Genomic DNA, 13,603 nt, shown 5'->3' on the forward strand with positions numbered 1-13,603 from the left:
GGATATTGGCCAGCGAGTGCTATCGGATCGTTTCCGGGATCGATTCCAGTGCATGCAAAACGTAGATCGCCGCCGAGTTGGCGGCATCGTCCTCGAGCGTCGACGACGCCATGAGCGCCTGGGCTACCAATTCGACGCGCTTCTCGTAGGGAGTCCGGAACGTGATCGTAGATTCCATGATCTCTGTCCTGTTCAGTCGGCCCGTTTCGAGCACCACAGCGGTACTCGGGCCGACAACCTCTACGCTACGCCTATGCCCGTGTCGGTCACGTCGGTCGGATCGACCATGGGGCGGTGTCGCCCAACTCGTTCGGAAATCTGACGGGATAGCGGCGCGTTGCAGTCACAGACATCCTCGGAAGCTTTGCTTTTCGCTGAGCGTCTCGACTCCCCCATTTCCGCCGAGATACCAACCTGGGAAGCTCTCATTAGTGAAATCCGTAGCGGTGCAAGAATTTCTGGAGGCGTGATGCCGCGCGTGCCCAGTGCTAGCTTCGCCACGTCCATATCGCAGATTCGGAGTAGGCTGGTGGCACGACGGTATTTTGGCACTCGCTCATCGATGGACGCGGCCGCGTCGAAGTATTCGACTCCGCATGCGGGGCCGAGATGAGGAGCGTCCGATGACGCATCGAGTGTTTTCAAAGCCGCAAAGCGGATCAGCGGTTCGTCTTCGGTTAAAGCCGAAGGCGCCTACCACTGGACACGTAGATGGAGCATGGTGGCCGTATTCCACCGACCTGATGGTGGAATTGCCTCCACTGTTGAGAGTTCTCAGTGTCCGCTTGGGTTCGATCGACCGGGTTGGTTATCGCGTTTCAGAATGGAGGTCGGGCTCGCGGCGCATGCTGTTTCCCGACAATCTCGCACGTCTGAACTGGTCACTGCACCAACCATGCAACACCATTAGCGTCCAAGGAGAACACGGGTCTGTTCTGACCTTGTTGGTTGTCCCTCCCGAGACCGAGTCGTACGCCGCCCACACCAGTATGATGACTGCAGCAGCCCCAGGAAACACCAAGACTGTCAATCAATTGCTATCCGTGGACACCCCGGATGTACTGCAGCGAGCCGACGCATTCGCAGCACAGAATCAGTGGGATTCAGAAGGTGGTTCACAGGGTGTCGAAAACCGCGTCATGACTGTGTCCTAGGCACGGGCTTACGTCACGGTATGACCGACGAGTGTTCCGATCAGATAGGTGACCGCCATGGCGATCAACCCGCCAATTGTGACCCGCAGTATTGCCCTGGTGCGGTCGGCGTGACCGATGGTGGCGCTGATCCAGCCGGTCAACACCAACGCCAAGCAGACTGCTACCACAGTGGTCGGAATTCTCCACGCCGGCGGAGGAGCCAAGATCGCGATCAGCGGCAGCAGTGCGCCGGTCAGAAACGATATGGCCGACGATAGCGCGGCCTGCCAGGGGTTGGCGAGCTCATCCGGATCGATTCCCAACTCAGCCTCGGCATGGGCGGCAAACGCATCGTGGGCGGTGAGCTCGGTTGCTACTTGCCGAGCCGTTCCGCGCGACAGACCTTTTGACTCGTAGATCGCGGCGAGTTCATCGAGTTCTTCGTCCGGCAGCTCATGTAGTTCCTGGCGTTCCTTATCCAACAACGCTCGCTCGGTGTCACGTTGAGTGCTGACCGAGACGTATTCCCCGAGGGCCATCGAGACAGCTCCTGCCGCAACTCCGGCGACACCCGCGGTGAAGATGGGCGCTCGTTCGAGCGTCGCTGCCGCAACCCCGACCACGATGCCCGCAATAGACACAATGCCGTCGTTGGCACCTAATACACCCGCGCGCAACCAGTTCAGTTTGCCGCCAGCGCCCGAGACATGAGGTTCGGCGGAATGGGCGATCAATGACTTGGCCACACCGCCACCTAAACAGCTATGAACAGTGTTGTCTAGCAAGGCAGTACATACTTACTTGCTGCTCCATGCCGGCGAAGCAGGGCGAGTTGGCGCCTGAGGCCGGCGACCGACTGGGGGCATTGTGGGGAAAGACGTCAAGGTGGCCCGTTTTCGGCCACTTAGCCGAGACAACAGCGCGGCGATGAGTGGAGTGAGCAATGTGATCAAGAAGATTCGTGTCACCTGGGCGACTGCGACTACCGCCACGTCGCCGCTGTAGTTCGCGGAAGTCTCTGTGGCGGCGTAGATTCCACCCGGCGACATCGCCAAGTATCCATCCAGTACCGTCCCGCCGTCTAGTCTCGCCAACGGCCAGCCGATGATGCAGCTCGCTACGATGAGGACAGCGACTAGCGCGGTAGCCGTCGGCAGCATTGCCGCGATCTTCTTTACCGTGTTGACCGTGAACCTCAGGCCTGCTTGCCAGCCAATCACCCCGAACGCGAGGACTGCAACATATCCGGGCAGCCGCAATTCTGGTATTACGCCGACGATTTCCAACGTCAGACCCAAAATCATCGGCCCCAACAAGGCCGCAGATGGCAGCCGCGCCGCCCTGCCCAGCGCGTAACCGCAGCTTGCAACCGCGGCTGCTAACGCAAAATCGCTGAAGCTCATGCGGTTTGGATTTCCGCCCGACACCAATCCGCCGTCTGCGCTCGCTCCTGAAGAAAGAATGTAGACGACGGCAGGAAGGCTGAGCGTTACAGCTATCACCCTCAGGTACTGCAGAGAGGCGACGATGCTGGCTTCTCCCCCAGCATCTTTGGCCAGCGTGGTCAGGCTGGTTGAACCGCCCGCGATACTCGCCAAGATGGCGGTCGGTCGACCCACATGGGCATGGTGCACGCGATGCAGCGCAAAGCCGCCGGCAGCAGATATCGCCAGCGTTGCGATGGCCCCAGTGACTATCCACGGCAATTGCGGGAAGACCGTCATCAGTTGATCCCGATGAACCAGTGTCACCAAATGTATGCCCAAAATGCCTTGTGTCACTTGGACTATGCTTGAAGCTAGCACGTTCGGTCCCCGTGACAATAGCGCCAACGCGGCAGCCGAAAGCGTACCGGCGACCAGTGGCGCGGCCGGCACATTCGCTATCGAGAAGACCGATGTCAGTGCCGCAGTGATAGCGGCCAAAAGCAGCCACTGCTTGACGGATTCCGACCCAGGTCTCGTGCCCATGGGCTGAATACTGCAGGCATGCGGCTGTGAGTCCCCTGAGAACAACCTCAAGCATTGGCAGGCCCGATGAAATGCGATAGATATCTTCACGCATAAAAGCTGCTGCGAGAGAACGCTATTCGATGTCCGTGAGTGCAGAGCGCTCATTCCGTGACTCCCTGATACCCATGGCATATGCCTTTGACACGCGGTACTGGAGGGGGAATCATCCACGTCCGCAGTGTGTTCCGTGCCGGTGGTCCCGTTTGTCGACTATGTGGGAACTGCCTATTCGTTGGATCTTCGCCGGCTGGCCGTGTCAGGCGGCCAGGGCCGGGATGTCTCAAAGTTCACGTTGATGGCGTCGTGGTGGGGCTCTGGCAATGACGGTCGCCCTTTCGTCCTCGCGGTGCCGCTGTGACTGAGGCTAACTACGAACTACGGAAGACCTGGGCTGGCCGCTCTATTTTCATTCCGTTGCGCTCGATGCCCGCCTCATCCTGCGTCACTGGTCCGGTTTCCCTCGTTCACGTGCAGCGACGGTGCCAGAGCGCGCGGACACGGAACATGGTTACGATGTCGCTGGCTGACTCGGACGGATGACCACAGTCCGGTTCGGGTGGCCGGCGGTCAGTAAACGAAGTATCGATTTCTAGGCGGATACATGTCTAGCCATGTCATGAGCTTCCGCGATCGGGCGGAAGAGATTTATGCGGCCCGTACCGAGACCCTGGATGGGATTCGGCTGCTGCGCCCCGTTTGGCTCCTCACGGCGATCTGCGCGCCGGGTATTGGTGCGGCGGCGATAACGCTGGCCTTCGAAGGCATGTCCACAGTCCCGGTCGTCTGCCTTGCTATTTCGATTCCCGCATTCGCATGGGGCATCCGGTACGCCCTCAAAAGACCCATCACCTACGCGGAGTCTGTCGCTTACGTCGTGTACTGCGACGTAGCCATCACGGTTGGTGTCTGCGTCGTGACCCAAACGGGCATCGCGTTTCTCAAGCTGGTGTGGCTGGTGGCCGCTAACACCTACGCGTTCGCGTTTCACGGACGGCTGGCGATGGCGCTACAAGCGGCCGCGACTGCGCTTGCAACGGGCCTGACGGTAGGTGGCGCGATTATTCGCGGAGATTCCAGCACTCCTGCACTGATCACGACCGTAGCGACGGTGATCTTGGTCAACGCGGTCGCCGCCTGGGCTATCTACGCGGGAATGGCTCAATTCACCGAATCCGCCCGCGACAAGGATCGCCTCGCCCGCCACGACGAACTGACCGGCCTCCTCAATCGCCGTGGCCTTCAGCAAGCCTGTGCCAACTGGGCTGGTGGAACAATCGGCAAACACGCCGTAGTCGCCGCGATCGATCTGAACGGATTTAAATCGATCAATGACAATCACGGTCACCAGGCAGGTGACCAGGTACTGAGGAAAACGGCTCGACTACTGCAGACATTGGCTGGTCCCGACACATGGCTGGTCCGGCTTGGCGGAGACGAGTTCAGTGTTGTCGCCATTGTCGACTCAAACCGTGTACTGGACTACCAACGTGCGGTCGAAGACGCTCTCGCCGACGATGCGCCCCCGGTGGATGCCAGCGTCGGGGTCGCATCCGAAGAACTCTCGCGCGCTGACGACAGCGCGCCGTTGTCGCTGGCCGCAGTGGTTGCGGACTTACTCGTCAAGGCCGACAGCGCCATGTACGCCGTGAAAAGACGCGTGACATCAGAAGGAGTCAATCTCATCGAGCGCCGCACGATCGCCGGGGCAATCTCTGCGCGCCGACGGGGCCTGGGGCTTTAGCCGACCGTGAAACAGGGGCGCACGAAATGCCCTTGATTTCAGTGGTGGTCAGCAAGAGCGCCAGGCAGATCCCCAAAGTGCAGTAAAACCACCTGTCACCAGGTGGTTTTATTGTCGGGCTGACAGGATTTGAACCTGCGACCACTTGACCCCCAGTCAAGTGCGCTACCAAGCTGCGCCACAGCCCGCCGCCGCTATGAGCAGCAGACGGAAGCCTACCGTAGGTCTGGCCGGATTCTGAACTCGGATTCCCCCCAGCTGCACGCGATTCTCGAAATCACTTGTGTCACAAGCGAATGATCCAAAACATTTGACATCTACTCGTCGGAGTGGCGGAACTGAATTCGAACATGGGTTCGACAATGGGCGCCGGCGCGAGCCGTATCCTTGCGGACCTCGCCGCTGCGGTCGCCGCCCTGTCCGATCTCGACGTGTACATGCTCACCCGCTAGGAGCGCCTCGCCATTCTGCGTGATGTGGAAACCGTCATGCGGTGTATTCCCGCGGCAACCCACGGACTCGTCAATGAGCTTGCGGCGGGGCATGTTAGGGCGCGTACGGGATGTGGCGGAGCTGGCCCCGACTTCCGTGCTGAGCGCTGAACCTTCGGGCCGGTGCGGGACCCCTATCCCCCGTATCAATTGGTTCCATCACCGGGACAGCTACCGGCAGGAGTGAACGACATCGGCCCCGCCAGGGATTAATCCGACGGGGCCGATGGGGCCAAGAGGCTTAGATCGAGCTTCTCGCTCAAGCCGGCGAGACTACTCCGGAATGGTCAGAACCTGACCCGGCTGAATCAGATCCGGGTTGTCGATGCCGCTTGCGTCGGCGATCTTCTGGTACTGGTTTCCGTCGCCGTAGAAGCGCTCGGCGATGGCCCACAGGGTGTCGCCGGACTCAACGGTGTAGGTGCGGGGCTCCGGGGCAGGAGCGGGCTCCTCCACGGCCGCAGGAGCGACCTCGACGGACTCGGGGGCCGCGGCCACCGGGGTGTCGGTCTGGGTGCCCGAGGACCACACGGAGTCAGCGCCCGAGTACAGCACCAGGTTGCGGTCGTCCTGCAGAACCAGCTTCACGTCGGAGCGACCCTCGGTGTTGCTGCTCCACAGCGCGCCACCACCGTTGTCGTATACGACGAAGTTGCCATCGCTCTGCACCTCTGCGCGGCCAGCGGAGTGTCCGCTGCTGTCGGAAGCCCACACGGGGCTGCCGCCGTCGGTCAGCACGAGGTTGCCGTCATCCTGCAGAGTCAGGGTGTACGCGCCATTGTTCGAGGTGAGGCTCTGTCCCGAGTCCAGCTTCTGGCCCTGGGTGAGTGTGTCCGCCACTGTGTTGCGCCTTTCGGTAGGTGGTTTTGATACCGCCGCAGGATGGTAGACGGTGAAACCAGCCTAGGTCGGCAAACCGAAAAAGTGGGCGATTCGGATCGGGTAGATCACAACACGAGCGCGAATATTCGGTGAACGGAACCTGAGAAGGCAATGTGCAAGAGGTCTTTTAGCTTGTGCCCGTTGCCATCTCACTGTCAGTTAGCGCTTGGGACTGCGCTTTTCGCGCACTCGGACATTGATCCGGATGGGGGTTCCGTCAAAGCCGAAGGTCTCGCGCAACCTGCGCTCCAGGAATCTGCGGTACCCGGCCTCGAGGAAGCCGGTGGTGAACAACACGAATGTAGGAGGTCGTGAAGTGGCCTGGGTGGCGAACAACACTCGCGGCTGCTTTCCTCCGCGCACCGGAGGTGGTGTAGCGGCAACCACTTCCTTGATCCAGGTATTGAGCTGACCGGTGGAAATTCGCCTGTCCCAGGAATCCAGCGCAGACTCCAGCGCCGGTACAAGCTTCTGGACGGCCCGTCCGCTTTTGGCTGAAATGTTCACGCGTTGCGCCCAATTGAGCTGCGAAAGCTGAAGGTCTACTTCACGTTCAAGGAGGTCGCGGCGGTCCTCATCCACGAGATCCCATTTGTTGAACGCCAGTACCAATGCCCGCCCCGTTTCGACCACCATCGACAGCACGCGCTGGTCCTGTTCGGTGATGGGCTGGGATGCATCCAGAAGGACGATGGCAACCTCGGCCGCCTCGATGGCGCCATGAGTACGCAGCGACGCGTAGTACTCGTGCCCGGAGGCCTGTCCGACCTTGCGGCGCAAGCCCGCGGTATCGACGAAACGCCATGTCTTGTCGCCGAGTTCGATCAAGGTATCTACCGGATCGACGGTTGTACCCGCGGTGTCATGAACCACCGCCCGCTGATCGCCCGAGAGGCGGTTCAGCAGAGAACTCTTGCCCACGTTCGGTTTTCCGACCAGAGCGACCCGTCGCGGGCCGCCCTCCCCCGATCCTCGTGACGAAATCTCGGGCAGATCGGCGACCACGCGGTCGAGCAGGTCCGCCACTCCGCGGCCGTGCATGGCACTGATCGGAGACGGCTCTCCCAGTCCCAGCGACCACAGCACCGCGGCATCGGCCTCGGCGCGATCGCTGTCAACCTTGTTGGCCGCCAGGAAGACTGGCTTACCAGAGCGGCGCAGTAGCTTGGCGGCCTCTTCGTCGGTAGAGGTTGCGCCCACCGTGGCGTCCACCACGAGGATGATCAGGTCCGCAGTGGCCATGGCGTGGCGCGCCTGTTCGGCGACGAGCTGTTGTAGCCCGGTTGCATCGGACTCCCAGCCACCGGTGTCCTGCACCGTGAAGCGGCGGTCGAGCCACTCGGCCGGATACGAGACGCGGTCCCGGGTCACACCGGGAATGTCTTGGACGACGGCCTCGCGCCGGCCGATGATCCGGTTCACCAGCGTCGACTTGCCCACGTTCGGCCGACCGACCACCGCTACCACCGCGGGCGGGGCGCTGGGTTCGTCGGCTCCCTCGTCTGTGTCGAATTCGGTGAGTTCCCACTCACTTTCGTCTTCCCACGTGCCATCGGTCATCGAGACGCCCCTGCCCTAGTCTGCACCAGGTCCAGCAGGTGGGCCACGACCTGTTCTTGTGTCATATCGCTGGTATCGACCTCCACCGCATCCTCGGCTGGACGCAGCGGCGACACGGCTCGGGTGGAGTCCAGATGGTCCCGGCGCTGCACATCGGCAAGCACCTGTTCATACTCGTCGGCGCCGCCGCCGGAGACGTTCTGGGTATTGCGGCGCTGTGCCCGCGCCTGTGCCGATGCGGTGAGATAGATCTTCACGTCAGCATCTGGCAGCACCACGGTGCCGATATCGCGGCCCTCAACCACCACGGCGCCACTACCGTCGGCCAGCTCGCGCTGCTGCCGCACCAATCGTTCACGGACCGCCGGTACCGCGGACACTGCCGAGACCGCGCCGGTGACCTCGGTGCCTCTGATCGGGATCGAAACATCCTCTCCCGCAAGCAGGGCTGTCTGTTCGTCGGGATCGGAGCCCACGGACATGGGGACCTGCGCGGTGGCCGCGGAGATGGCCGCGGGATCGGTGAGATCGACCCCGGCCCGCAGCGCCCACAGTGTCACGATCCGGTACATCGCCCCGGTGTCCAAATAGGCCGCGCCCAGCTGGCGCGCCAATTCCTTGGCCACTGAAGACTTTCCGGTACCGGAAGGGCCGTCGATGGCCACCACGAGGCGCGTCACAGCCGCACCATCTTGTAGAGCGAGGCAATCTCGTCGCGGCCCAGGGCGCGCAGGCTGCCGGGACGTTGATTGCCCAGCGTGACCTCGCCAATCTTGATGCGCACCAACTCCACCACAGGGTGGCCCACGGCGTCCATCATCCGGCGCACAATACGGTTGCGGCCCTCATGCAGGGTCAGCTGCACCATGGTCTGGCCGTCGGTGGTGCCCAGGAACTTGAACTCGTCGATCTTGGCAGGGCCGTCGGCGAGTTCGACGCCGTCGCGCAACTGCCTGCCCAAGCCGCGCGGAACCGAACCTGCCACGGTCGCGATGTACGTCTTGGGCACCTCGTAGGACGGGTGCATGAGCCGGTGGGTCAGCTCCCCGTCATTGGTGAGCAGGATCAGTCCGACGGTTTCAGCGTCGAGGCGTCCCACGTTGCGGACACCCTGGTTGCTCCGGACGCGCTCCTCGATCAACTTGCCGATGCAGGGGCGGCCGCGATCGTCCGACATGGTCGAGAGCATGCCCAGTGGCTTGTTGAGCGCCAGATACACCAGGTCGGTGTTCATGATCACGCGTGCGCCATCGACCCGAACGACGTTGACAGCCGGATCGATTCGCTTGCCCTGCTCGGTGACGATCACGCCGTCTACTTCGACGCGACCGTCGTAGATCATCCGCTCGGCCACCCGGCGTGACGCAATTCCCGCTTGCGACAACACCTTCTGAAGCCGAATACCCTCTTCGCTCATGATTTCAGTCCTGATCAACGGTAAAGGCGGGCGCGGCATCAGATCCAGCGCCCTCGCCGGGTGTCCGGTTGAGTCGCGCGAACCGCGGCTCGTCGCCGAGGTTTTCGGATAGGTCATCGATCACATCGATATCGGGAAGGAGCGGCGCGATATCAGGCAGGTCGGACAGCGACGTCAACCCGAGCCGCTCCAGGAACAGCTCGGTGGTGCGGAACATCACCGCACCGGAGTCGTCGTCGGTGCCGGCCTCGGCGATCAGCCCGCGCATCAGCAGGGTCCGCATGACGGCGTCGACATTGACACCGCGGACCGCGCTGACACGTGATCGCGTCACCGGCTGCCGATAGGCCACCACCGCGAGGGTTTCCAGCGCGGCGCGGGTGAGCTTGGAACGTGCCCCGTCGAGCAGCAGCTTCTCGACATACGGGGCGTACCGGGCGCGTGTGTACATGCGCCAGCCATCGGCGGTTTCACGCAGATCGATGCCGCTACTGCGATCGGTCAGAATCTCGGAAATCCGTTGCAGGGCTTCGGCTACGCGGTCCAGCGGCTGAGCAACGACGGAGGCCACGGATGCGGCAGTGATGGGCGTGTCGACCACCAGCAGCAGCGCCTCGAGGGTGCTGATGAGCTCGTCCTCGCCCATCGGGACGAATTCGTCATCGCCTGATTCCACCTCACCAGATGCGTCCTCGACGGACTCCTGTGGGCCGGACTCCTCGGGGGTGTCGGGTTCGGTGGACTTTTCCGGGTCTTCGACAGCGATCGTCTGCTCGCTCATGTGTAGTCCACTGCCTTTTCTAGATCATCCTGCGCCGGGCGCTCACCGGTCCATGAAACTTGGAGCGGTCCAAGCGGTTCGGATTGCTCGAATAGTACCGCCTTGGAGCGGTACAGCTCGAGCACGCCCAGGAAGCGGGCCACGATCTCGAGGGGCACCGAGCATTCGGCCACCAGCTCGGTGAACGTCATCCATTGTCCCGCGCCACGTTCGGCGAGCAGCTCGACCATCCGCTTGGCGTGCTCGGGCACCGAGACACGGGGAATATGCAGATGACTCAGTCCCACCGTCGGCACCGGTCGCGGGCTGAACGCACCGGCGGCGAGCTGGGCGAATTGATCCCCATCGAGCCCCAGGTGCACCGGCGGCAACAGCTCGCTGAAGCGCTCCTCCAGCGCCACCGCGCGCGGGTACGAGCGCAGGGCCGCAGCCTCGAGCTCGGCGAACATCTCTGCCACGTGCTTGAAGGCCCGGTACTGCAGCAGCCGCGCGAACAGCAGGTCCCGGATTTCCAGAAGCGCCAGGTCGTCGTTGTCATCCACCTGGCCCGAGGGCAGCAGCCGCGCCGCCTTGAGATCCAGCAGTGTGGCCGCCACCACCAGGAAAGCCGTCACCTCATCGAGGCTGTAGGTATCGCCCAGCGTCTTGGTGTACGCGATAAATTCGTCGGTCACCTGGTGCAACGCCACCTCGGTGACGTCAAGCCGATGCTGAGAGATCAGCTGCAACAGCAGATCGAACGGGCCCTCGAAGTTCGTGAGTCGAATGCGGAAACCGCGCGCGTCAGCGGCATCGGGCACCGGTGCGGCGTCGGGCGCCACAGGCTCCGCAGCGGTCTCGACGACATCCGGCTCCTGGTCCACACCAGCAGTCACGATTCGAACCGGTCGATTACCTCGCGAGCCAACGAGATGTATGCCTGTGCGCCGGAGGATTTAGGGGCCCACGTGGTGATCGGCTCCCCCGCCACGCTCGTCTCCGGGAAGCGGACGGTGCGGGTGATGACGGTGTGGAAGACCTGATCGCCGAACACCTCGATGACCCTGGCCATCACCTCACGCGCATGCAGGGTGCGGGCATCGAACATGGTGATGACGATGCCGGACACCGACAGTTTGGGGTTGAGCCGGTCACGCACCTTGGCCACGGTGTCGGTGAGCAAGGCCAGCCCGCGCAGCGAGAAGAACGCGCACTCCATCGGGATGACCACGCCCTCGGAACAGGCCAGCGCGTTCACCGTCAACAGCCCCAGCGACGGCTGGCAGTCGATGAGCACGTAGTCGTAGCGGTCCAGCACCGGGTGCAGCGCCCGGGCCAACGAGTGTTCCCGGCCCACCTCGTTGACCAGCTGAATCTCGGCCGCGGAGAGGTCGATGTTGCTGGGAATCAGGTCCAGTCCCTCGACGCGGGTGCGCATCAGCACATCGTCGACTGACACCCTGGGCTCCACCAGCAGGTTGTGCACCGTGGTTTCCAGCTCGTGGTGGGCGATTCCCAAACCGGCCGACAGGGCGCCCTGCGGGTCGAGGTCGACGAGCAGTACCCGTCGGCCGTACCCGGCCAATGCGGCACCCAGATTGATGGTCGACGTGGTCTTACCCACCCCGCCCTTCTGGTTGCACATCGCGATGACCTTGGCCGGCCCATGAGTTGTCAGCGGCTTCGGCTCGGGAATGTCTTTGGGAGGACGACCGGTGAGATCAAGGTCGCCGTCTTCGGCGGGGAAGTCAGAGTCGAGACTGCCGTCTGTCACGTCACCTCCCGGTCATCTACTCGACCCTGTGCGCGAACGCTGGGGGTCTCGCCCACTTGTGGGGGCCTTATCGAAGGCATTCGGGCAAGTCTAGTGGGGTTGCGGCCTTCGGTAGCGGCAACCCGCGCATGTGGTCGCTGAGGAGCCTGTCTGAAGACCATGCGGTGGCCACTAACGGGCACGGGGATGCGCACCTGCCCACACTTCGCGTAGCGAGCTCACCGTGACCAGCGTGTAGATCTGAGTGGTCGTCACCGAGGCGTGGCCGAGCAACTCCTGGACCACACGGACGTCGGCACCGCCCTCCAGGAGATGTGTTGCAAAGGAATGCCGCAGGGTGTGCGGGGAAACCGCCGCGCTGATCTGGGCCCGCTCGGCGGCATCGGCCAACACCTGCCATGCGCTCTGACGGGACAATCGCCCGCCCCGCGAGTTCAGGAACAGTGCGGGAACACCACCACGACCGCGGCGCGCCAGATCTGGACGACCTCGCACCAGATAGGCCTGAAGTGCCTCGACAGCAGGCCGCCCCACCGGCACCAGCCGCTGCTTACCGCCCTTGCCCCAGAGCAGCGCAGAACGGGCCTGGACATCCACATCGTCGACATCGAGCCCCACCGCCTCGGAAATGCGCGCACCGGTGGAATACAGCAGCTCAAGCAGCGCACGGTTGCGCAGATCAAGAGGCCCGTCAGAGGCGCTTCCGACACCGCCACCTGCCGCGGCCAGCAGCGCCTCCACCTGCTCGACGGTCAGGCTCTTGGGCAGCCGCCGGTTGGGGGTCGGCGGTTTCACGGCCCGAGCGACATCGGTCGGTACGAGCCCTTCGATGGCCGCAAACCGGTGCAGCCCCCGCACGGCGATCAACGCGCGGGCCGCCGAAGAGGCGGACAGCTCCGGCACCCCGTTCTCGGGATCACCCCGCCGCAGTGTCACCACGAAGTCGCTGACATCGGGTTCGGATACGTCGGCAAGTCGGCCGATCTTGCGATCGGCGAGATGCTGGTGATAGCGGCGCAGGTCCCGACGGTACGAGCTGAGCGTGTTGGCGGCTACGCCGCGTTCCACGTCGAGGTGATCCAGGTAGGACTGGATCTCGCCGTCAAGGAGCCCAGCGACGAGGCCCCCGCAGGGAGGTACCACCCCCACCTCGGGCGAAGAGTCGGCGGCAAGCGCGCGGTTCAACTACGTTCCTTGCGTTCCGTGAAGGCCGTGGGCCGGTCCGGCCACGGGGCGTCCACGGGGCGGGTGTGGTGACCCTCCAGTGCGATGTGTGCGGCCAGAATGCCCGCCGCCGCAATGGCATTGACCACCTCGCCGGCGAGCACCATGGACACCGCCTCCGCCAGCGGCACCCAATGCACCGTCATGTCGGCCTCTTCGTCATGGCTTTCCCCACGACCCGGGTGCGACAACCCGGTTGCCAGGAACACCCTGACCACCTCGTCCGTGAATCCGGGGGACGCGGCGGCATCCACGAGCACCCGCCAGGTGGTGGCCTCGACACCGGTTTCCTCCAGCAGTTCGCGTGCGGCGGCCCGCTGGGTGTCCTCGCCCGCGATATCGAGCAGCCCGGCGGGTAGCTCCCACAGACGGCGTCCCAGCGGGTGGCGGTACTGATACACCAGCGCGACCCGGCCGACCTCGTCGATGGCAGCGACCGCCACCGCCCCGTAGTGCTCGATGACCTCACGGATGGCGCTACCGCCCCCTGGCATGGCCACCCGATCGCGGCGCAGCGCCAGAATGCCGCCCATGTAGATGGGCTCGGACTCCAGGGTGACGAAATTGTGGCGTTCGCCCTCCCCGGAAGTCCTGCTACTCACTGTC

The 13,603-nt window shown here is 63.3% G+C and carries 14 protein-coding genes and 1 tRNA gene; 2 read left to right on the plus strand and 13 right to left on the minus strand.

The window, feature by feature from the left end; all coding sequences use genetic code 11:
* Positions 1–19 precede the first annotated feature (19 nt).
* Positions 20–178 (minus strand): DUF6307 family protein, encoded by a 159-nt coding sequence (locus B4393_RS27850; RefSeq protein ID WP_165758494.1) that lies wholly within the window; start codon positions 176–178, stop codon positions 20–22.
* Between the two features lie 445 nt (positions 179–623).
* Here B4393_RS27850 and B4393_RS28110 point away from each other — a divergent pair, with 445 nt between their 5' ends.
* Complete coding sequence (locus B4393_RS28110; RefSeq protein ID WP_078335247.1) at positions 624–1,154, plus strand: DUF5994 family protein; 531 nt, start codon at positions 624–626, stop codon at positions 1,152–1,154.
* Positions 1,155–1,162: 8 nt separating this feature from the next.
* Here B4393_RS28110 and B4393_RS18030 read toward each other — a convergent pair whose 3' ends face one another.
* Positions 1,163–1,822, minus strand: coding sequence for a VIT1/CCC1 transporter family protein (locus B4393_RS18030; RefSeq protein ID WP_109558489.1), 660 nt, complete (start codon positions 1,820–1,822; stop codon positions 1,163–1,165).
* A 111-nt stretch (positions 1,823–1,933) separates the two neighbouring features.
* Complete coding sequence (locus tag B4393_RS18035) at positions 1,934–3,253, minus strand: AbrB family transcriptional regulator (protein WP_157901290.1); 1,320 nt, start codon at positions 3,251–3,253, stop codon at positions 1,934–1,936.
* A gap of 496 nt (positions 3,254–3,749) precedes the next feature.
* Here B4393_RS18035 and B4393_RS18040 point away from each other — a divergent pair, with 496 nt between their 5' ends.
* Positions 3,750–4,889 (plus strand): GGDEF domain-containing protein, encoded by a 1,140-nt coding sequence (locus B4393_RS18040; protein WP_109558477.1) that lies wholly within the window; start codon positions 3,750–3,752, stop codon positions 4,887–4,889.
* Positions 4,890–5,003: 114 nt separating this feature from the next.
* On the opposite strand, the gene B4393_RS18045 is transcribed toward B4393_RS18040, so the two are convergent.
* The 10 genes from B4393_RS18045 to B4393_RS18090 all read right to left on the minus strand — a co-directional run bounded on the left by B4393_RS18045 (position 5,004) and on the right by B4393_RS18090 (position 13,599).
* Positions 5,004–5,077 (minus strand) — tRNA-Pro (locus tag B4393_RS18045).
* A 576-nt stretch (positions 5,078–5,653) separates the two neighbouring features.
* A complete protein-coding gene (locus B4393_RS18050) occupies positions 5,654–6,220 on the minus strand; it encodes a LysM peptidoglycan-binding domain-containing protein (protein ID WP_070939794.1) in 567 nt (188 codons plus the stop codon).
* Positions 6,221–6,421: 201 nt separating this feature from the next.
* Positions 6,422–7,822: a ribosome biogenesis GTPase Der gene (gene der / locus B4393_RS18055; protein WP_078335250.1), complete on the minus strand. Its 1,401-nt coding sequence runs from the start codon at positions 7,820–7,822 to the stop codon at positions 6,422–6,424.
* Positions 7,819–8,490 (minus strand): (d)CMP kinase, encoded by a 672-nt coding sequence (cmk, locus tag B4393_RS18060; RefSeq protein WP_109558488.1) that lies wholly within the window; start codon positions 8,488–8,490, stop codon positions 7,819–7,821. The genes der and cmk overlap by 4 nt, the downstream gene beginning before the upstream one ends.
* A gap of 8 nt (positions 8,491–8,498) precedes the next feature.
* Complete coding sequence (locus B4393_RS18065) at positions 8,499–9,239, minus strand: pseudouridine synthase (protein ID WP_070939791.1); 741 nt, start codon at positions 9,237–9,239, stop codon at positions 8,499–8,501.
* 4 nt (positions 9,240–9,243) lie between these two features.
* Positions 9,244–10,020 (minus strand): SMC-Scp complex subunit ScpB, encoded by a 777-nt coding sequence (gene scpB / locus B4393_RS18070; protein WP_078335252.1) that lies wholly within the window; start codon positions 10,018–10,020, stop codon positions 9,244–9,246.
* Positions 10,017–10,895, minus strand: a complete 879-nt coding sequence (locus tag B4393_RS18075) for a segregation and condensation protein A (RefSeq protein ID WP_078335253.1) — start codon at positions 10,893–10,895, stop codon at positions 10,017–10,019. The genes scpB and B4393_RS18075 overlap by 4 nt, the downstream gene beginning before the upstream one ends.
* Positions 10,892–11,773, minus strand: a complete 882-nt coding sequence (locus tag B4393_RS18080) for a ParA family protein (protein WP_070939789.1) — start codon at positions 11,771–11,773, stop codon at positions 10,892–10,894. Before B4393_RS18080 ends, B4393_RS18075 begins: the two co-directional genes overlap by 4 nt.
* 171 nt (positions 11,774–11,944) lie before the next feature.
* Complete coding sequence (xerD, locus tag B4393_RS18085; RefSeq protein ID WP_078335387.1) at positions 11,945–12,916, minus strand: site-specific tyrosine recombinase XerD; 972 nt, start codon at positions 12,914–12,916, stop codon at positions 11,945–11,947.
* Between the two features lie 38 nt (positions 12,917–12,954).
* On the minus strand, positions 12,955–13,599 hold the full coding sequence (locus tag B4393_RS18090; protein WP_078335254.1) for an NUDIX domain-containing protein: 645 nt from the start codon (positions 13,597–13,599) through the stop codon (positions 12,955–12,957).
* Between the last annotated feature and the right edge of the window lie 4 nt (positions 13,600–13,603).

The sequence above is a fragment of the Mycobacteroides franklinii genome, from assembly GCF_002013895.1.
In the GTDB taxonomy this organism is placed as follows: Bacteria; Actinomycetota; Actinomycetes; order Mycobacteriales; family Mycobacteriaceae; genus Mycobacterium; species Mycobacterium franklinii.